Raw genomic sequence first — 17,796 nt, forward strand, 5'->3', positions numbered from 1 at the left:
TCCTGTTCGCCGCATCGATAGTTCCATACCGACAACCGGCGTTACCCTGGCCGCGTGAGCAGCACACAAGTCTCCGGAGGAGTGGTGCACGAGCTGCCCGCGGATCTGCGGGCAGCGCTGGCGGGTAATGCGACCGCCCTGGCGGCCTGGAACGACATCACGCCTCTGGCCCGCAACGAGTTCATCTGCTGGGTCGAGGACGCCAAACAGGACACGACGCGTGAGCGACGGATCCGGCGCACTCAGGAGGAACTGGAAGAGGGCAAGCGACGGCCCTGCTGTTGGCCGGGATGCAAGCACCGCGAGCGCACCGGCAAGGCGTAGCGCCGGCTAGCGGTTCCGCGCGGTCTCGCGCCGATTCGCCTTCATGATCGCGGTGACGAGTTCGTCCTTGGTCATGGTGGAACGGCCGCGGACGTCGAGTCGTCGGGCCACCTCGAGGAGGTGCTTCTTCGTGGCGTTGGCGTCCACACCTTCGGCGCTCTCACCGGCCGGGTTCGGGCCACCGCTCTCGCTGCGTTCATCCGAGGGCCCTCGCTGGTCCTTCTCCTCCCAGTGGTCGCCGACCTTCTCGTAGCTGTGCTTGAGCGCGGCGTAGGCGACCCGGTGTGCGCGTTCGCCTTCGCCGTACTGTTCGGCCGCGGCGTCGTGGGACTTGGTGAAGGTCCGCTCGGCCTTTTCGTCGGATTTCTGCAGGGTGCTCGGCAACTCGCTCTTCTTCGCATCCCCGGATTTGGTCGTCTTCGGCACCGGAGCCTCCTTCGTCGCTGAACGCGGAATACCCGCTATTCGCCGCGTCCGGTCCGCTGCTGGAGTTCGTCGATCAGATCGGAGGCCTCGGCCTTGGTCGCATCGGCGGGTGCTTCCACGCCGGCCTCCCGGGCCAGCGTCTGCAGATAGCTGCGTTGGGCGCCGGTCATGGGTTCTTCGCCGGTCACCCACTGCGAAGTGTCCTTCTCGGCGTTCTCAAGGGGGCCTGTGTCGTGTTGTCGCTCATGCGCCGTGAATGCCCATCGCACGGATGTTCGAAACACAGGGGTGGGAAGAGCCACCCGGCTGACGCAGCGTCCGACGGCCTGCCAGTATCGACGCGTGGGTAAGAACGAGCGCGGAAAAATCGTGATGACCGACGACGAGATCGCCGAGTTCATCGAACGCAGCCGGACCGCCACCATGGCGACGGTGCTGCCGAACGGACGGCCGCATCTGGTCGCCATGTGGTACGCCGTCCTCGACGGGGAGATCTGGTTCGAGACGAAGGCCAAGTCGCAGAAGGCCGTCAACCTTCGCCGGGACCCGACGATCACGGTGATGATCGAGGACGGGCTGTCCTACGACACCCTGCGCGGCGTGTCCATCGACGGGACTGCCGAGATCATCGACGACCCGGAGACCAATCTGCGCGTCGGCATCAGCGTCTGGGAGCGCTACACCGGCCCCTACACCGACGAGATGCGCCCGTTCGTCGAGCAGATGATGAACAACCGGATCTCGGTGCGCGTGATCCCGTCGCGCAAGCGCAGCTGGGACCACCGCAAGCTAGGCATGCAGGGCATGCCGATATCGGGCAGTACCGCGCAGTACCTCTGAGCGATCAGTTGAACGCGCGCGGCGGACTGAACCCCGGGTTCGCCAGCGCGGTGGCGGTCGCGGTCCCGAGTGGGCCGGTCTCGTCGACGACGATCGCGGTGCCGGTCGCGACACCGGCGTCGCTGTCATGGGTCAGCGCCGCCAGGCCCAGGTACGGCCCGTCGGGCAGCCGGCTCAGCGTCAGCGTGTAGTCGGCGTTGATGAACGGCAGCCCGTCCTCGCCGAAGTGGGTCAGCGAGCTGGCCATGTCGCCGGCCAGGGCCGCGCGTTCGAACGGTGTCAGCTCGGTGCCGGCGACGATCGGGGCGAGTTCGAGCGCCCAGATGTACTTGGGACCGTCGTAGGTCCACGCGCCGAGGCCCAGGCTCGGTGTGTCGCCGTCCTTGCCGTAACTCCATACCAGCGTGGCGATGTCGTCGGGGATCGGATCCGGCCTGGGCACTGCCGGCATCGGAACCGTGGTGGTGAAGCGGGGTCCGGGCGGCTGCTCTCCGCGACGCAGGAACAGCGTGCTCGCGCGGGCGACGACGGTGCCGGCCTGGGTCATCACGGCATCGACGAGCTTGAGCCGGCGCCCTTCGCGCACGACGGTCGTCTCGACGCGCACGGGTTCGGCGAGGCCGGCGGGCCGGCACAGGTCGACGGTGAATCGTGCCGGCTGGAGATCGGCGTCGCCCGCGTCCCGCTCGACGACGTGGCCGAGCAGGCCGCCGACGTAGTTGCCGCTGATGGTCTTCCCCCAGGGCCCGCGGGCCCATTCGATCGGGGCGAACGCGTCACCGTCGGGGAGGAAGAAGGCCCGGCTGCTCACCGCGGCGACGATAGCGCAGCCGCGGGGATCACTTCTGCGACAGGAGCCGCTTGACCTCGGTGGTGACCGGATCGGCGATGTCCTTGTACTCGGGGTTCTTGTCGATGAAGCCGGCGACCATCGAGCAGACCGGCACGACGCGCAGCCCTGCGTCGCGGGTCGCGTCGAGGGCACCGCGGACGAGAATCGTGGCGAGTCCGCGCCCGCCGAACTCGTCGTCGATCTCGGTGTGCGGGAAGATTCGCTGGTTCTCGTGGTCGACAAACTCCGTGAAGCCGGCCTTCTTTCCGTCGACGGAGATGCTGAAGCGGTCGGATTCCTGGGTGACCTCGGTGGGGGCGCCGGTCTTGTCGGTGGTCATGGGTCCTCTATACCCCTGGCGCGGGCCGCGGACGCAGGGTGGCGTTCGGCAGCGGTGGGGCGGGCAGGTGAGTGACGGCGCCCGTGTAGCCGTCGACGGCGCCGAACCGCTCGTCGTGCTGCTGCCACTGCTCGCGGTAGGCGACGATCTCGTCGTGGCTGCGGCCGACGAAGTTCCACCACATCACCAGCTCTTCGCCGAACGGGGTGCCCCCGAGCAGAATCACCCGGGCCGGGTTGTCGCCGCGGTTGACCAGCCGCAACCGGTCGTGCCCGGTGCCCTGGTAGGCGAGGTCGGCGACCGCCAGCGCGGATCCGCAGGCCTCCACGTCGCCCTGGTCGACGAGCACGCCGTGCTCGAACGATGTGTCGACGTCGAGGGTGACCTCGACGCCCGGGTCGAGGTCGAGCTGGGCTCCGAGCAGCGGGGTGAAGGTGTGCACGGGGGAGTGCTCGCCCTCGAGTTCGCCGAGGAAAACCCGGGTCGTCACGCCGCCCGAGGCCCGGGCGGGGGGTGCGTAGTGCGCGAAGTCGCGTTCGGTGTTGCGGTCGGAATCGGGGAGCGCCACCCACAGCTGGGCGCCGTGCAGCACAGACGTCGACGCGGTCGACACCTCGGAATGGCAGATGCCCGCGCCGGCGGTCATCAGGTTGAGCTCACCGGGCCGCACCATCGCGTGCACACCGGCGCTGTCGCGGTGTTCGACCTCGCCGCTGAACAACCAGCTCACGGTCTGCAGGCCGGTGTGGGGGTGCGGTGGAACGTCCATCCCGGCGCCGCCGCGGACGTCGTGCGGACCGTAGTGGTCGGCGAAACACCAGGCGCCGATCAGCGAACGCTCGCGCTGCGGCAGCGTGCGCCGCACCCTTATCGCCCGGGGACCGCCGAGTGGCACCTCGCGCGGATGAAGCACCCCGGTGAAACCCGAAGCGACGCAGTCCACTTCATCAGGGGCGGTGTCGGTGTTGCTCACCCCTCCAGAGTAGGAGCTACAGCGGTCATCGCCGAGCGGATCACGTCGAGGTCGTGGTCGTCGATCCGGAACACCCCGAAGCGGAACTTGTAGCCCCACCGGGCCTTGTCCTCGATGAAGTCGAGCGCGTCGATCAACGGCCGGATCGGCGTCTCGACGCACTCGAGGAAGTCGACGTTGCGCCGCCACGGCTGGAAATCGGGCGTCATCTCGACCTGGTAGGGCTCGTCGTCGGCGACCCGGCCGATCGCTGTGAACGCCTGCAGCGGCGCACCGTTCGGGTGTTCGGTCCTCGGCGAGTAGAAGATGATCCAGTCGCCGCGTGACATCTTGCGCAGCATGTGGGGCTTGCCGTGGTTGGCCTGAGTGAAGCGGCCGCGAACGCCGCGTTCGACGTGATCGCGGCTGACCGTGTTGATCCAGTTCGTCATGACCGCACGCTATGCCCGGCACCCGACATTCCACAGGGGCGATATGTCCGCCTGTGGACAACGTCGGGTCAGCCGTTGGTGCCGGCGTCTAGTCTGGCGCCATGAGCGACGGCGCCGTCACGGCTGAGTACCTGCGCAACTTCGTTTTCGACAAGCCCCCCTTCGGCAAGCGGGGCTACAACGAGAAGGCCGTCGCCGATTTCGTCGCACTGTGCGCACGCCGGTTGGAGGGCCGCGGCCATCTCACGGCCGACGACGTCCGCAGCGTGCGCTTCAACAAGCCGCCCATCGGCCGGCGCGGCTACGACGATGCCCAGGTCGATCAGCTTCTCAACGAAATCGCCACGGCCATCGCCGAACTCGATGCCTGACCCCGAGTCCGTCCGCGACGATCTGGCCGAGCTGACGCGGCGCCGCGCACTGAACGAGGACGGCGCGCGGCCCGACGCCGTGAAGCGGCGTCACGACGCCGGCGGCCGCACCGCGCGGGAGAACGTCGCCGATCTGGTCGACCCGGGATCGTTCGTCGAATACGGCCGCTTCGCCGTCGCCCCGCAGCGCATGCGCCGCGACGTCGAGGACCTGATCGCACGCACCCCCGCCGACGGTCTGATCGCCGGCACCGCGCGGATCCACGGCGGCGCGTGCGCGGTGCTGTCCTATGACTACACGGTGCTGGCAGGCACCCAGGGCGGCCTGGGCCATCGCAAGAAGGACCGGCTGTTCGAGCTCATCGAACGGATGCGGTTGCCGACCGTGTTCTTCGCCGAGGGCGGGGGAGGCCGGCCCGGCGACACCGACTATCCCGCGGTGTCCTCGCTCGACACCCGGGCATTCGCGTTGTGGGCCAAGCTGTCCGGGCTGGTGCCCCGTATCGCGGTGGTCAAGGGACGGTGCTTCGCGGGCAACGCGGTGATTGCGGGCGCGTCCGACCTGATCGTCGCGACGCGGGACGCGTCCCTGGGCATGGGCGGGCCGGCGATGATCGCCGGGGGCGGGCTGGGCGACGTCGCACCCGACGACGTCGGACCGATGGCGGTGCAGGAACCCAACGGCAACGTCGACGTCGTCGTCGACGACGAGGCCGAAGCGGTCGCCGTCGCGAAGCGGTTGATCGGCTACTTCCAGGGACCGGTCGCACAGTGGTCGGCGCCGGATCAGACCGCGTTGCGTACTGCCGTACCAGAGCGTGCCCGCCGCGCCTACGACGTCGCGCCGGTGATCGAGACCCTGGCCGACGAGAACTCGGTGACGTTCCTGCGTCCGCGGTTCGCGCGGGAGATGGTGACGGCGCTGGCACGGATCGAGGGCCGACCGGTCGGGGTGATCGCCAACGACACCAGGTTCACCGCGGGGGCCATCACGGCGGCGGCGTCCGACAAGGCCGCCCGCTTTCTGCAGCTGTGCGACGCGTTCGGGCTCCCGGTGCTGTCGTTGATCGACTGCCCGGGATACATGGTGGGCCCGGCCGCCGAGGCGGAGTCGCTGGTGCGGCGCGCGTCGCGAATGTTGGTGGCGGGAGCCGCACTTCGGGTGCCATTGATCGCGGTGATCCTGCGTCGCGGTTACGGCCTCGGCGCACAGGCGATGGCCGGCGGCAGCCTGCACGAACCGGTGCTGACGGTCGCGTGGCCCGGGGCTCATCTCGGACCGATGGGTCTGGAGGGCGCGGTGCGGTTGGGCATGCGCAAGGAGCTGGAGGCGATCGCCGACGAAGAGGAACGGGAAGCGCTCGTCGCGGCTGCCACCGCCGCGGCGCAGGAGAACGCGAAGGCGCTCAACGCGGCGATGCTGTTCGAGATCGACGACGTGATCGACCCGGCCGAAACCCGCGCCGTGGTCGCGGCGACGCTGGCGGCGGCCGAGCCCGGCACGAAAAAACCGGCTCCTGACCGGAGCCGGTTCATCGATACCTGGTAGCTCGCTACCCGGTAGGGGACGGTGCCGTCTGCGCCTCTCGGCGAGCGGTGGCTCGTGGCGACTGATGTGGATGGGGCCCGGGGCATGCCCGGCACCGTCGCACTGTGTAACCGCCCGGGGGCGACACCTATTCCGCGTCCGTCCGCCGCCGACCCCCCGAGACCGGCGGCGGACGGGGGTCATGCGCTCTCGGCGTAGTACACGCGGCGTTCACCGACGGGGTAGCCGTTCTGCTCGGCCAAGGACTTCAGCTGCCGCAGCGCGAAGGTTCGGCCGCGGCCGGCCTCGGGAACATAGATCCCGGCCCAGAGGCCCTCGGCGCGCGGTGACTCGTAGGCCTCGCGGGCGCACAGCCAGCGCCGGGGGCATGAGCGGCAGATCGTCTTGGCGTCGTCGTCGGCGGTTGTCGTCCACCGCTCCGGATCCCGCGTGCACTCACCGATCGGCGTGTCGTCCCATGACTGTGCGTTCATTCGCTGTTCCTCCCCTGGTCTACCGGCGGGCCGTGTGCCGCGATGCGCACAACGTAACCACAAAACCGTAGCGATGCAACGGTAACTGCTTCGGAATAGGCCACCCGTAGGTCGGGGGTGCGAGGACACACAACACAGAAACATGTGCTGACGTCGGAAAACAGCTTCTGGATCGAGATGCGACCCGCACCGGAAATTCGTGCAGATTCACCGTTGCATTGGTACGGTATAGACCAGCGCGATGATGTAGTTTTGGTGCGGGTCCGCGCCAGGAATCGACGCTGAACCGTGAATACAAAGCTCGGTACGATGACCGCACCGCACCAACCGCATGAGGGATTCCGGTAGATGACCAACGCCGAGCCGATCGACGAGTCGATCGGTGCACCGGACCCGGGTATGGCCCGGGCGGGTGCCGCGGCGGCCGCGCGACGCCGTGAGCTCAACATCAGCCAGCGGAGTCTGGCGGCCGAAGGGATCATCAACGCCGGCGCGCTGATCGCGTTCGAGAAGGGCCGCAGCTGGCCCCGCGAGCGGACGAGGGCACGACTCGAGGACATCCTGCAGTGGCCGCCGGGCACCATCGCGGCGTTGCGCCGCGGTGAACCGGCCAAGGCGCCGGCCCCCGAGGTCCGCCCTCCGGCGAACGGAGACGAGGTGTCGCTGATCGCTCAGGCCGTCATCACCGCGGTCCATGCCTTCGGCTCGACCATCTCCACCCTGCCGCCCGCCGACGACGCGGCGTTCATCCCGAGGGTGACGGCGATCCTGTCCGATCTACGTCAGCTCGAGGCCGTCGCCGCCCGCGCCGCGCGGATCGGCCGCGTCACGCCGGCGCTGATCAAGGCGCTGAGCACGGTCCGCAGCCTGTACGACGACCTGATGCTGCGGGCCGCCGGCGCACCGCAGGCCGGTCTGGGGCACCGGCTGTACGCCGCACGCCGCGGAGCCAACCTCACCGTGCTCGAAACCGCGCAGGCCGCAGGCGTTTCCGAGCGGGCGATCGAACAGGCCGAGGCGGGGGAACCCGTCACCGCGAGCGAGGCCGACGCGATCGAGACGCTGGTCGGTCAGATCGCGTGAGCACCGGTCTCAGCGACGCTGACGCGAGCGGTCGTCCTGGGTGGGAAAGAACGCGGCGAGCGCCGCGCACACCTCGACGAGCTTGCTCCGCGCCGTCCGCGACATCTGCGCCGTCCCGTCGATGACGCCCCCCGGTCGTAGGTGACCGTCGAACGGAACTTCGACCACCAGTTGACCGTGCCCGGAGAACTGTTGGGCGAGGACTCTTTTCGTCCGCTTGTCGGCGTGCCCATCCGAATCGTTGAGGACGACCACGGTGTGTTGCAGCAGTGTCGTCATCCCTCTGGCCACCAGCCAGTCCAGGGTCTGCCCGGCGGCCGCGGCACCGTCGACCCACGGTGAGGACACCACCACCAGCGCGTCGAGATCGCGCAACACCTCCTCGGTGACCGGTGAATCCATCGTGGAGCTGCAATCCACGACCGTGATGGTGAAGTAGCGGTCCAGGCGGGCCGTCGCCTCGCGGTAGACAGCGGCATCGAGCACCCGGCGCCGGGCCGGGCTCTCCTCGCCGGCCAGGACGAAAAGGCCGGCGGCGTTGCTGCCCAGGTGATGACGGATGTCGGCGAACGTCTCCAGGTACTGGTCGGCCGTGAGTTCCCAGAACGAATGCCGGGCCCGCGGGTCCACCCGGCTGCCGAGCTTGCCGAACGCGGTGTCGGCGTCGACGGCGACCACGCGGTCGTCGTGGCGCAGTTCGGCGAACAGCGACCCGATGCACGCCGAGACCGTGGTCTTGCCGACCCCGCCCTTGCCCATCACGCCGACCTTGAAGTGTCCGCGCAGCGGTGCGCGGATGGCGGCCTCCAGCGCGGCCGATCGGCGTTCCTCGGGCGACGGGCCGACGTTGACCAGTCCGAACGTGGCCTTCAACAGTGCGAGCCGCCAGCCGTGACCGGGTAGGGGCTTGCGGCTCGGAACGAGGTCGGCGGGCCGGATACGGTCGGTGTACGTCGACGGCTGCGGCGGGACCGGTTGGTGACCCTGTGGCCGGGGATGGTCCGGCCACGGTGGTCGCGGCGGGTAACCGGGCGCAGGGGCCGGCACCGGACGCGTCGGCGGCGTCCAGTCCTGCGGTGGTTGCGGGTTGGGCTGACGGAACATCCCTCCGGGGCGTTCCTGGTCGGGCCGCTGCGGCACCTCGCGGTCGGTCACCCGGCCAGGGTAGCGCCACTGCCTTGACAGCAAACAAATCGTGCCGGGCGGACGGTAGGTTGACGGGTGAGCGCGGCGGGGCCGGCTCCGAGGGTGCCCGGCGGTCGGGCCGATGAGCTGCATATCTGATCGATCACGGTACCTCTCGTTGCTGTGTACGAATATCAGGACTACACAGCGCATTATTGGCATTGCCTACGCCGGTGCATTCCTGCGGACAGGACACCCGAAAAGGTGAGAAATTAGTGTCAGGACCTGCCCGTTCACGCTGGTACAGTCCCGTGAGGAAGGGGTGTGACGCATGACGCGGTTCGACGGCCCGCACGGGTTCGGCAAAGTAAAAAGCCCGTCCGCTGTGGGCGGTACCGGATGACGACACCGCTCTTCGCGGACGGCGAGCCCACCCACTACGACGACGTGGTGGGTGTCGAGCTCACGATCGACGGGATGCTCGTGGTCGCCGACCTGCTCCATCTCGTCGACTTCCCACTGGCCTTGGGCATCCGCCCCAACATCCCGTACGAGGAGCAGCGCAAGGTCGTCTGGGATCAGGTCACCCACGATCTGACCGCGCAGGGCATTCTGACGGCGTACGGCGACCCGCACCCCGAGGTCGCGGCGATGGTCGACGCGCTCAGTCGAGCCGACCGCACGCTCGACTGCCGCTGGTGGCGCCGCGACGTCGGAGGCAAGATGGTGCGCTTCGTGGTGTGCCGCAAAGGGAAGCGGCACGTGGTCGCCGCGCGCGACGACGACATGCTGGTGCTGCAGCGGGTCGCACCGCAGATCGGTCTCGCCGCGATGGTCAACGTTGTCATCGGCGCCGGCGCACCCGCGAATGTGGAACCGCTGACCGGTCTCGCCACCGAACTGGCCCAAGCCCGTTCCGCCGAGCAACTCGGCCGGTACGGCCAACCGCCGCATTCGGCGAAGGTCTACGCCGAGGCGAGTGCGTCGCCCGACAGTTGGGTCGAGATCACCGCCAACGAGCGGCATCCCGGCGGCACGTACTCCCAGGCGGGTGTCGGCGCCGGCGTCCTGGACTCGTCCCACGGCAGGATCGTGTCGATCCCGAGGCGCGTGAACGGTGAACTGTACGGAAGTTTCCTACCGGGGACTCCGGAGAATCTGCAGCGCGCGCTCGACGGTCTGATCGAATTCCTGCCGTCCGCAACGTGGTTCGAGCATCAGGACGCCGCCGAGGGCTCCGTCAACGATTGAGAAAGGCGCACGACACCGTGGTCACTCCCCCGCCCGGTCCCTACGCCTCGTCAGAGTTCGACGAGGACGGGGACCACTACGATCCGGCGGCGCTGGACCTGCGCTCCCAGGTCGACGACGGGGAGATGCCGATGTTCACCGTCACCAACCCGCCGGGAACGGTGTCCGTGACGACCTGGCTGGACGGGCGTGTGCGCGACGTCGCACTCTCACGTCACGCCGCGGTGCTCAGCGAGATCGCACTGGCCGACGAGATCGTCGTCATCGCAGGCCTCGCCACGCAGGACGCGAGATCCGCGCAGTACACCGTGATGTTCGACGGTATGCGCGAGCACGGACACGACACCGTCACCACCCGGGACTTCCTGACCCGGGATCTGCATCTGCCCAGCCCAGAACAGGCCCGGGCCGCCCGTGCCGAGCTGTTCACGACCCGTTACGCAGGTGAGGAATGACCGAACATCTGGCAAGCGTCTTCGGCACCGCCGTGGGACTGCTGCCCACCGCGCAGGCCAAGTCGCTCGAACTGTTCACCGAGATCACGACGTTCGACGAGACCGCCTGTGACGCCTGGGTGGGGCGGATCCGCTGCGGCGACACCGACCGCGTCACGATGTTCCGAGCCTGGTACTCGCGCAACAACTTCGGCCAGCTCGCCAGCGCCGCGGAGATGTCGATGAACAGCCTGGGCGCCAGGGTGCCGATAGGCGGAATGTTCGGCGACATCACGTATCCGGTGAACTCGCCGCTGGCCATCACGCTGAGCTTCGCGGTCAGCGAGGCGGCCGTCGGCAACTACGCGGATGCGATCGAAGCCCTGGAAGGGGCGCCGGCGTCCGGCGGCGAACATCTGGTGTCCTGGGTGAAGGCCGTCATCTACGCCGCGGCCGAACGCTGGACCGATGTCGTCGACGAGGTGCGCACCGCTGCGGCGTCGTGGCCGGACAAGTTCCTGGTGGGCGCCGCACTCGTCGCGCACGGTGTGGCCGCGGCCAACCTCGGCCTGTTCACCGAGGCCGAGCGGCTTCTGGTGGAGGCCAATTCGGGCCCTGCGGGCCAGGCCTGCAGCCGGGTGATCGCGTGGTATTCGGCGATGGCCTACCGCGGACTCGGCAACGAAGAGGCCGCGGTGCGTCTGCTCGAGTGGCTTCAAGCCTCCCATCCGACGCCTGAAGTCGCTGCCGCGCTGAAGGATCCGGGGTTCCGGTTGCAGACGACATCGGGGGAGAAGATCGCCTCGCGCCGAGACCCTTGGGATCCCGACAGCGCGGAGGCGGACAACTCGGGGCGGGAGACGCTGCTGGCCGAGGCGCAGTCCGAACTGGACCGCCAGATCGGACTGACCCGCGTCAAGGAGCAGATCGAGCGATACCGGGCGGCCACGCAGATGGCGAAAGTGCGCGCGGCCAGGGGAATGAAGGTCGCCCAGGCGTCCAAGCACATGATCTTCACCGGTCCGCCCGGCACCGGAAAGACGACGATCGCGCGGGTGGTGGCCAACATCCTGGCGGGCCTCGGGGTGATCGGTGAGCCCAAACTGATCGAGACGTCCCGCAAGGATTTCGTCGCCGAGTACGAGGGACAGTCCGCGGTCAAGACCGCACGCACCATCGATCGGGCCATGGACGGGGTCCTGTTCATCGACGAGGCGTACACACTCGTGCAGGAGCGCGACGGGCGCGCCGATCCGTTCGGCACCGAGGCCCTCGACACACTGCTGGCCCGGATGGAGAACGACAGGGACAGGCTCGTGGTCATCATCGCCGGCTACAGCAACGACATCGACCGCCTGCTGGAGAGCAACGACGGACTGCGGTCGAGGTTCGCGACCCGCATCGAGTTCGAGCCCTATGCACCGCAGGAGATCGTCGACATCGCCAAAGTCATTGCCGCCGGCAATGACTCGAGCCTCAGCGAGGACGCCGCCAAGCACGTCCTGGAAGCCGCGACACTGTTGACGCAGAGCACGTCCAACGGCAAACCTGCGCTCGACGTCGCCGGCAACGGCCGCTACGCGCGCCAACTGGTCGAGGCGGGCGAGCAGAACCGGGACATGCGGCTGTCCCGCTCGCTGGATTTCGACAACCTCGACGTCGAGACGCTCAGCGAGATCACCGGCGACGACATCGCGGCGGCCATCGCCTCGGTGCACGCCCGACTGAACATCAGCGGGTGACCCGTGGCAGGTTTCCGGCTCACCACCAAGGTGCAGGTCAGTGGATGGCGCTTTCTGCTGCGTCGTGTCGAGCATGCGATCGTCCGGCGCGACACACGCATGTTCGACGATCCGCTGCAGTTCTACAGCCGCGCCGTGTCGGCGGGCATCGTGATCGCGGTCCTGATCTGTCTGGGCGCGGTGCTGCTGGCCTACTTCAAACCGTTGGGTAAGCGCGGTGACGACACGCTTCTGGTGGACCGCACGACGAATCAGCTCTATCTGGTGCTGCCGGACAGCAGCCAGTTGCGGCCCGTCTACAACCTGACCTCGGCCCGACTCATCCTCGGAGAAGGCAAGACGCCCGTCGCGGTGAAGTCCGATGAGCTCGACAGGATGCCGAAGGGCCTGCCCGTCGGGATCCCGGGCGCCCCGTACGCGACGGCGGTCTCTGCGTTTTCGGAATCCCAATGGAGCCTGTGCGATACCGTCGTCAAACCCGACAGCGTCGCGCCGGCGGTCGAATCCTCGGTGCTGGTGACCCCGTTGGCCCTGGACGCTTCCGTCGGTGCGATGCGCCCCGAGCAGGGCATGCTGGTGACCTATAAGGACCGGACGTGGCTGGTCACCCCGCAGGGACGCCATCTGATCGACATGGCCGACCGTGCCGTAACCTCCGCGGTCGGTATCCCGGTGACCGCCAGGGCGGCGCCGATATCGGAAGGCCTGTTCAACGCCCTGCCGGACGAGGGTCCGTGGCGGCTGCCCGACATCCCCGGCGCAGGGACGCCCAACACAGTGGGTCTGCCACCGGCGCTGGTGATCGGGTCGGTGTTCGTGACCGTCACCGACATGGGTGAGCAGACTGATGAACAGGGTTACGTCGTGCTGCCCAGCGGGGTTGCGAAGGTCAACAGCACCACCGCTGCTGCGTTGCGGGCCACCAACTCCTACGGGTTGATCGAGCCGCCGTCGATGGAGTCCAGCGTGGTGGCGCGGATACCCGAGCAGGTGTACACCTCGCCGTTGCCCGACCGGCCGATGGATGTGCTCGGGCGGCAAGAGGTTCCGACGCTGTGCTGGTCCTGGCAGCGCGTCGCCGGCGACCAGGCGCCGAAGATGACGGTGATCGCCGGGAGACGGCTGCCGCTGCCACCGTCTGCCCTGGCGACGGGAATCGACCAGATCTCCGGGGATGCGACGGTATACGTCGACGGAGGGCAGTACATCCAATTGCAGTCCCCCGAGCCGAGATACGGCGAGAACCTCTACTACATCGATCCGCAGGGTGTCCGGTACGGGCTGCCGGATCAGGAGACCGCGGCGCGACTCGGGCTGAGCGCACCGCGCACCGCACCCTGGGAGGTGGTGAGTCTGCTGGTCGACGGACCGGTGCTGTCGCAACAGGCGGCGCTGATCGAACACGACACTCTGCCGCCGAATCCCCACCCGCGCAGGGCCGGTGGCGGCGCCGCCGCACCGGCGACTCTTGGAGGCGGAGGATGACCACACGCAAATTCACTCCGATCATCAAGCGCGGGCCGCGCCTGACGCCCGGTGAGATCAACGTCGCTCCGCCCGAGGACCTCGGCGTCGACATTCCGCCGTCGGGAATGCAGAAGGCCCTGCCGTGGGTGATGGGCGGCTGCATGCTCGGCATGATCGCGATCCTGATCTTCGGCGGCCTGCGCAACTTCTCGCCGTACATGCTGATGATGCCGATGATGGTCGTGATGGGCGCGGTCGGCATGATGGCCAGCGGCGGAAGCGGCGGTAAGAAGGTGCCGGAGATCAACGCCGACCGCAAGGAGTATCTGCGGTACCTGGCCGGTCTGCGGACGCGCGTCACATCCTCGGCGGCGGCACAGGTGTCGTTCTTCAACTACCACGCCCCGCATCCCGACGATCTGCTGTCGATCGTCGGGACGCATCGCCAGTGGTCGCGCGCGGCCAACCACGACTTCTACGCGGCCACCCGCATCGGCCTGGGGTCTGAGCCCGCTGTCGACCGTCTGCTCAAACCCGCGGTCGGCGCCGAACTCGCCGGCCCGGCGGGGGCACCCCAGCCGCATCTGGAACCGGTCAGCCACATGTGGGTGACCAAGTTCCTGCGCACCCACGGCCTCATCCATGACTGCCCGAAGTTGGTCCAGCTCAAGACGTTCCCGACGATCGCCGTCGGTGGCGACAGTGAGGGGGCGGCCGGGTTGCTCACCGCGATGATCTGCCATCTGGCGGTGTTCCATCCGCCGGACATGCTGCAGATGCGAGTGCTGACCGACAATCCCGAGGATCCGGTCTGGGCATGGTTGAAGTGGTTACCCCACCTGCAGCACCAGACCGACACCGACGCCGCGGGTGCGACCAGGATGGTGTTCACCCGCACCGACGGTCTCAGCGATCTGGCCGCGCGCGGCCCGCACACCGCGGATGCGACCCCGAGTGGCCCGTACGTCGTCGTCATCGACCTGACCGGTGGCCGGGCGGGGTTCCCGATGGACGGCCGGTCCGGGGTGACGGTGCTGACCCTGGGCAATCACCGGTCGACCTATCGCATCAGGGTCGACGCCGGTGACGGCACGGCAGACGACAAGCTGCCCGGTGCGTCGTTCCGTCTGGTGGCCGGTGAGGTGGACCGGATGTCACCGGCACAGGCCGAACGGCTTGCGCGCAAGCTCGCCGGATGGTCGATCACCGGGACCATCATCGACAAGGGCACCCGGGTGCAGAAGAAGGTCGCGACCGAGTGGCACGAGATCGTCGGCGCGCAGTCTGTCGAGGAGGTGACGCCGGCGCGGTGGCGGATGTTCACCGACACCGACCGCGACCGGCTGCGGATCCCGTTCGGGCATGAGCTCAAGACCGGCGACGTGATGTACCTCGACATCAAGGAGGGCGCAGAGTTCGGCGCCGGTCCCCACGGGATGCTCATCGGCACAACGGGTTCGGGAAAATCGGAGTTCCTGCGGACCCTGATCCTGTCGTTGGCGGCGACGCATCACCCTGACCAGATCAACCTGCTGCTGACCGATTTCAAGGGTGGTTCGACCTTCCTGGGCATGGAGAAGCTGCCGCACACCGCGGCGGTGGTGACGAACATGGAGGAAGAGGCGGAGTTGGTCAGCCGCATGGGGGAGGTCCTCACCGGGGAACTCGACCGCAGGCAGTCGATCCTGCGCCAGGCCGGGATCCAGGTTGGGGCGGCGGGCGCACTCTCCGGTGTTGCCGAGTACGAGAAGCACCGGGAACGCGGCGCCGACCTGCCGCCACTGCCGACGCTGTTCGTCGTCGTCGACGAGTTCGCCGAGTTGCTGCAGAATCATCCGGATTTCATCGGGTTGTTCGATCGGATCTGCCGCGTCGGACGGTCGCTGCGGGTGCATCTGTTGCTGGCCACCCAGTCGCTGAACACCGGCGGCACCAGGATCGACAAGCTCGAGCCGAACCTGACCTACCGAATCGCCCTGCGCACCACCAGCTCCGCTGAGTCCAAAGCGGTGATCGGGACGCCGGAGGCGCAGTACATCACCAACAAGGAGAGCGGTGTCGGCTTCCTGCGGGTCGGGATGGAGGACCCGGTGAAGTTCCAGAGCGTCTACACCGGCACCCCGTACGTCCCGACGGTGGTCGGAGCCGGGGACGACGATGCGCCCCGAGCGCACGCAGACAGCGGAATCCGTATCCACCCGTTCACCACGGCCCCCATCGCCGACGCGACGGTGACCGCATGAGCATCGATTCCGGACAGAAGGTGCTGCGCGAGGTCGTCCTCGAACAGCTGACCACCGCAGACAACCACGCCTACCGGATGTGGTTGCCGCCGTTGGCCGATCCGACGCCGGTCAACGAACTCGTCACACGTGATTACGACCGGCGGCCGCTGCGGGTGGGGCTGGGCATCATGGACGAGCCGCGGCGGCACCGCCAGGAGGTGTGGGGTGTCGACCTGACCACTGCGGCGGGCAACATCGCGATCGGCGGTGCCCCGCAGACGGGCAAGTCGACGCTGTTGCAGACGTTGATCCTGTCGGCCGCCGCATCGCACACACCGCGTCAGATCCAGTTCTACTGCGTCGACATGGGCGGCGGCGGACTGATGTACGTGGAGGACCTGCCCCACGTCGGCGGAGTCGCGACCCGGGCCGAACCGGACCGGGTGAACCGGGTGGTCGCCGAGGTCAAAGCCGTGCTGCGGCAGCGGGAACAGACTTTCAAGCAGTACCGCGTCGGGTCCGTCGCCGATTACCGCGCGATGCGGGAGGATCCGAGCCATCCGGCGTCGGCGGACCCGTTCGGTGATGTGTTCCTGGTGATCGACGGGTGGCCGGCGTTCGCCGCCGAGTTCGACGCGCTCGAGGCCGCAGTGCAGGATATCGCCGGGCAGGGACTCGCGTACGGCGTGCACACCGTGATCTCCACACCGCGCTGGACGGAGCTGCGCGCCCGCATCCGCGACTACCTCGGGACGAAGATCGAGTTCCGGCTCGGCGACGTCAACGAGACGCAGATCGACCGCATCACCCGCGAGATCCCGGTCAACCGGCCCGGGCGCGCGGTGTCGACGGAGAAGCACCATCTGATGATCGGGGTGCCGAGGCTCGACGGTGTGCACAGCGCCGAGGGGCTCGTGCCGGCGATGACCGCCGCGGTCAAGGAGATCGCGGCCCGCCACACCGATGAGGCGCCTCCGGTTCGGGTGCTGCCGAGTCGAATCCATCTGCGGGATCTCGACCAGAGTCCGCCCGGTCCCGACGCGGACTACCGCACGCGCTGGACGATCCCGGTCGGTCTGCGGGAGGCGGATCTGACGGTGGCGCACAACCACATGTACAGCACGCCGCACCAGTTGATCTTCGGCGCGCCGAAGTCGGGCAAGACGACGATCGCGCATGCGGTCGCGCGGGCGATCTGCGCGCGCAACAGCCCGAAGCAGGTGCGGTTCATGATCGCCGACTATCGGTCGGGCCTGTTGGAGGCGGTACCCGAGACGCATCTGCTGCCCGCCGGGGCGATCAACCGGAATCAGGGCACGCTCGAGGAGTCGATCAAGGCGCTCGCGATCATCCTGTCGAAGCGGCTTCCCCCCGCGGACCTGACGCCGTCGCAGCTGCGGGCACGGTCGTGGTGGGACGGGCCCGACATCGTTCTGCTGGTCGACGACTGGCACATGATCACCGCCGCAGGGGGGTTGATGCCGCCGATGACCCCGCTGGGCCCGCTGCTTCCCGCTGCCGCCGACATCGGTCTGCACCTCGTGGTGACGTGCCAGATGAGTCAGGCGAGCAGAGCCACCATGGACAAGTTCGTCGGGACCGCGCACGGGTCCGGCAGCCCGACGATGTTCCTGTCGGGGGAGAAGCAGGACTTCCCGTCGCGCGAGATCATCGTCAAGAAGAGACCGCCCGGTCAGGCGTTTTTCGTGACTCCTGATGTGAAGGAAGTGATTCAGGCGGCGTATGTGGATCCGCCCGATGAATAAGTGTTCGGACCACCCCCTGACGGCGGTTAACATTGAGAAAGCGGACTTTCAGCAAATACGAGTTACCGCGGCGAGGAAGTTATTTGCGGGACAGTAAAAATGGTGTCCACGCACTGTGATCGCGTTTTACTCATAACCGAATAG

At 68.0% G+C, this 17,796-nt stretch carries 18 protein-coding genes and 1 pseudogene; 11 read left to right on the forward strand and 8 right to left on the reverse strand.

The window, feature by feature from the left end:
* Positions 1–54 precede the first annotated feature (54 nt).
* Positions 55–324: a YdeI/OmpD-associated family protein gene (locus DYE23_RS00275; RefSeq protein ID WP_099962243.1), complete on the forward strand. Its 270-nt coding sequence runs from the start codon at positions 55–57 to the stop codon at positions 322–324.
* Between the two features lie 6 nt (positions 325–330).
* Here DYE23_RS00275 and DYE23_RS00280 read toward each other — a convergent pair whose 3' ends face one another.
* Positions 331–750: a ChaB family protein gene (locus DYE23_RS00280; protein ID WP_115326164.1), complete on the reverse strand. Its 420-nt coding sequence runs from the start codon at positions 748–750 to the stop codon at positions 331–333.
* A 35-nt stretch (positions 751–785) separates the two neighbouring features.
* Positions 786–997 (reverse strand): annotated as a pseudogene (locus tag DYE23_RS00285) (DUF3072 domain-containing protein).
* Positions 998–1,092: 95 nt separating this feature from the next.
* Between DYE23_RS00285 and DYE23_RS00290 the strand changes: the two are divergent.
* On the forward strand, positions 1,093–1,590 hold the full coding sequence (locus DYE23_RS00290) for a pyridoxamine 5'-phosphate oxidase family protein (protein ID WP_099962247.1): 498 nt from the start codon (positions 1,093–1,095) through the stop codon (positions 1,588–1,590).
* Between the two features lie 4 nt (positions 1,591–1,594).
* Here the strand turns inward: DYE23_RS00290 and DYE23_RS00295 are convergent, their stop codons facing one another.
* Genes DYE23_RS00295 through DYE23_RS00310 form a run of 4 tightly spaced genes read right to left on the reverse strand, consistent with a single transcriptional unit; the run spans position 1,595 to position 4,166 of the window.
* Positions 1,595–2,401, reverse strand: coding sequence for an acyl-CoA thioesterase domain-containing protein (locus DYE23_RS00295; RefSeq protein WP_115326165.1), 807 nt, complete (start codon positions 2,399–2,401; stop codon positions 1,595–1,597).
* A gap of 28 nt (positions 2,402–2,429) precedes the next feature.
* Positions 2,430–2,762 (reverse strand): GNAT family N-acetyltransferase, encoded by a 333-nt coding sequence (locus DYE23_RS00300; RefSeq protein WP_115326166.1) that lies wholly within the window; start codon positions 2,760–2,762, stop codon positions 2,430–2,432.
* Positions 2,763–2,769: 7 nt separating this feature from the next.
* Positions 2,770–3,735, reverse strand: a complete 966-nt coding sequence (locus DYE23_RS00305; protein WP_115326167.1) for a pirin family protein — start codon at positions 3,733–3,735, stop codon at positions 2,770–2,772.
* The gene (locus DYE23_RS00310; RefSeq protein WP_115326168.1) at positions 3,732–4,166 is read right to left on the reverse strand and encodes an EVE domain-containing protein; all 435 of its coding nucleotides are present in this window, start codon (positions 4,164–4,166) and stop codon (positions 3,732–3,734) included. Before DYE23_RS00310 ends, DYE23_RS00305 begins: the two co-directional genes overlap by 4 nt.
* A 101-nt stretch (positions 4,167–4,267) precedes the next feature.
* On the opposite strand from DYE23_RS00310, the gene DYE23_RS00315 reads away from it, so the two are divergent.
* Both DYE23_RS00315 and DYE23_RS00320 read left to right on the forward strand, forming a co-directional pair.
* Positions 4,268–4,537: a DivIVA domain-containing protein gene (locus DYE23_RS00315; RefSeq protein WP_115326169.1), complete on the forward strand. Its 270-nt coding sequence runs from the start codon at positions 4,268–4,270 to the stop codon at positions 4,535–4,537.
* Positions 4,530–6,086, forward strand: coding sequence for an acyl-CoA carboxylase subunit beta (locus tag DYE23_RS00320; protein ID WP_172527678.1), 1,557 nt, complete (start codon positions 4,530–4,532; stop codon positions 6,084–6,086). Before DYE23_RS00315 ends, DYE23_RS00320 begins: the two co-directional genes overlap by 8 nt.
* A gap of 179 nt (positions 6,087–6,265) precedes the next feature.
* Here the strand turns inward: DYE23_RS00320 and DYE23_RS00325 are convergent, their stop codons facing one another.
* Entirely contained in the window at positions 6,266–6,559 is a 294-nt protein-coding gene (locus DYE23_RS00325; RefSeq protein ID WP_099962253.1) for a WhiB family transcriptional regulator, read from the reverse strand.
* A 348-nt stretch (positions 6,560–6,907) separates the two neighbouring features.
* On the opposite strand from DYE23_RS00325, the gene DYE23_RS00330 reads away from it, so the two are divergent.
* Positions 6,908–7,642 carry a hypothetical protein gene (locus tag DYE23_RS00330; RefSeq protein WP_013470296.1) on the forward strand — a complete coding sequence of 245 codons (735 nt, stop codon included), beginning with the start codon at positions 6,908–6,910 and terminating at the stop codon, positions 7,640–7,642.
* A 9-nt stretch (positions 7,643–7,651) separates the two neighbouring features.
* Here the strand turns inward: DYE23_RS00330 and DYE23_RS00335 are convergent, their stop codons facing one another.
* Positions 7,652–8,920, reverse strand: coding sequence for a MinD/ParA family ATP-binding protein (locus tag DYE23_RS00335; protein ID WP_372516204.1), 1,269 nt, complete (start codon positions 8,918–8,920; stop codon positions 7,652–7,654).
* A gap of 246 nt (positions 8,921–9,166) precedes the next feature.
* Between DYE23_RS00335 and DYE23_RS00340 the strand changes: the two genes are divergently transcribed.
* Genes DYE23_RS00340 through eccCb form a run of 6 tightly spaced genes read left to right on the forward strand, consistent with a single transcriptional unit; the run spans position 9,167 to position 17,652 of the window.
* Positions 9,167–10,018, forward strand: coding sequence for an ESX secretion-associated protein EspG (locus tag DYE23_RS00340; RefSeq protein WP_115326170.1), 852 nt, complete (start codon positions 9,167–9,169; stop codon positions 10,016–10,018).
* A 17-nt stretch (positions 10,019–10,035) separates the two neighbouring features.
* Positions 10,036–10,473: a hypothetical protein gene (locus tag DYE23_RS00345; protein WP_099962811.1), complete on the forward strand. Its 438-nt coding sequence runs from the start codon at positions 10,036–10,038 to the stop codon at positions 10,471–10,473.
* Positions 10,470–12,194, forward strand: a complete 1,725-nt coding sequence (gene eccA / locus DYE23_RS00350; RefSeq protein ID WP_115326171.1) for a type VII secretion AAA-ATPase EccA — start codon at positions 10,470–10,472, stop codon at positions 12,192–12,194. Before DYE23_RS00345 ends, eccA begins: the two co-directional genes overlap by 4 nt.
* Before the next feature lie 3 nt (positions 12,195–12,197).
* Positions 12,198–13,679, forward strand: coding sequence for a type VII secretion protein EccB (gene eccB / locus DYE23_RS00355; RefSeq protein ID WP_115326172.1), 1,482 nt, complete (start codon positions 12,198–12,200; stop codon positions 13,677–13,679).
* On the forward strand, positions 13,676–15,904 hold the full coding sequence (gene eccCa / locus DYE23_RS00360; RefSeq protein WP_115326173.1) for a type VII secretion protein EccCa: 2,229 nt from the start codon (positions 13,676–13,678) through the stop codon (positions 15,902–15,904). Before eccB ends, eccCa begins: the two co-directional genes overlap by 4 nt.
* On the forward strand, positions 15,901–17,652 hold the full coding sequence (gene eccCb, locus DYE23_RS00365; protein WP_115326174.1) for a type VII secretion protein EccCb: 1,752 nt from the start codon (positions 15,901–15,903) through the stop codon (positions 17,650–17,652). Before eccCa ends, eccCb begins: the two co-directional genes overlap by 4 nt.
* The last annotated feature ends 144 nt before the right edge of the window (positions 17,653–17,796 follow it).

The sequence above is a fragment of the Mycolicibacterium gilvum genome (genome assembly GCF_900454025.1).
GTDB classification, from domain to species: domain Bacteria; phylum Actinomycetota; class Actinomycetes; order Mycobacteriales; family Mycobacteriaceae; genus Mycobacterium; species Mycobacterium gilvum.

Excerpts from the sequence above, each read along its gene's own strand:
- DYE23_RS00300 (WP_115326166.1), bottom strand. The coding sequence starts at position 2,762 with ATGACCACCGACAAGACCGGCGCCCCCACCGAGGTCACCCAGGAATCC.
- DYE23_RS00310 (WP_115326168.1), bottom strand. The coding sequence starts at position 4,166 with ATGACGAACTGGATCAACACGGTCAGCCGCGATCACGTCGAACGCGGC.
- DYE23_RS00315 (WP_115326169.1), top strand. The coding sequence starts at position 4,268 with ATGAGCGACGGCGCCGTCACGGCTGAGTACCTGCGCAACTTCGTTTTC.
- DYE23_RS00320 (WP_172527678.1), top strand. The coding sequence starts at position 4,530 with ATGCCTGACCCCGAGTCCGTCCGCGACGATCTGGCCGAGCTGACGCGG.
- DYE23_RS00325 (WP_099962253.1), bottom strand. The coding sequence starts at position 6,559 with ATGAACGCACAGTCATGGGACGACACGCCGATCGGTGAGTGCACGCGG.
- DYE23_RS00330 (WP_013470296.1), top strand. The coding sequence starts at position 6,908 with ATGACCAACGCCGAGCCGATCGACGAGTCGATCGGTGCACCGGACCCG.
- DYE23_RS00335 (WP_372516204.1), bottom strand. The coding sequence starts at position 8,920 with ATGCAGCTCATCGGCCCGACCGCCGGGCACCCTCGGAGCCGGCCCCGC.
- DYE23_RS00340 (WP_115326170.1), top strand. The coding sequence starts at position 9,167 with ATGACGACACCGCTCTTCGCGGACGGCGAGCCCACCCACTACGACGAC.
- eccA (WP_115326171.1), top strand. The coding sequence starts at position 10,470 with ATGACCGAACATCTGGCAAGCGTCTTCGGCACCGCCGTGGGACTGCTG.
- eccCa (WP_115326173.1), top strand. The coding sequence starts at position 13,676 with ATGACCACACGCAAATTCACTCCGATCATCAAGCGCGGGCCGCGCCTG.
- eccCb (WP_115326174.1), top strand. The coding sequence starts at position 15,901 with ATGAGCATCGATTCCGGACAGAAGGTGCTGCGCGAGGTCGTCCTCGAA.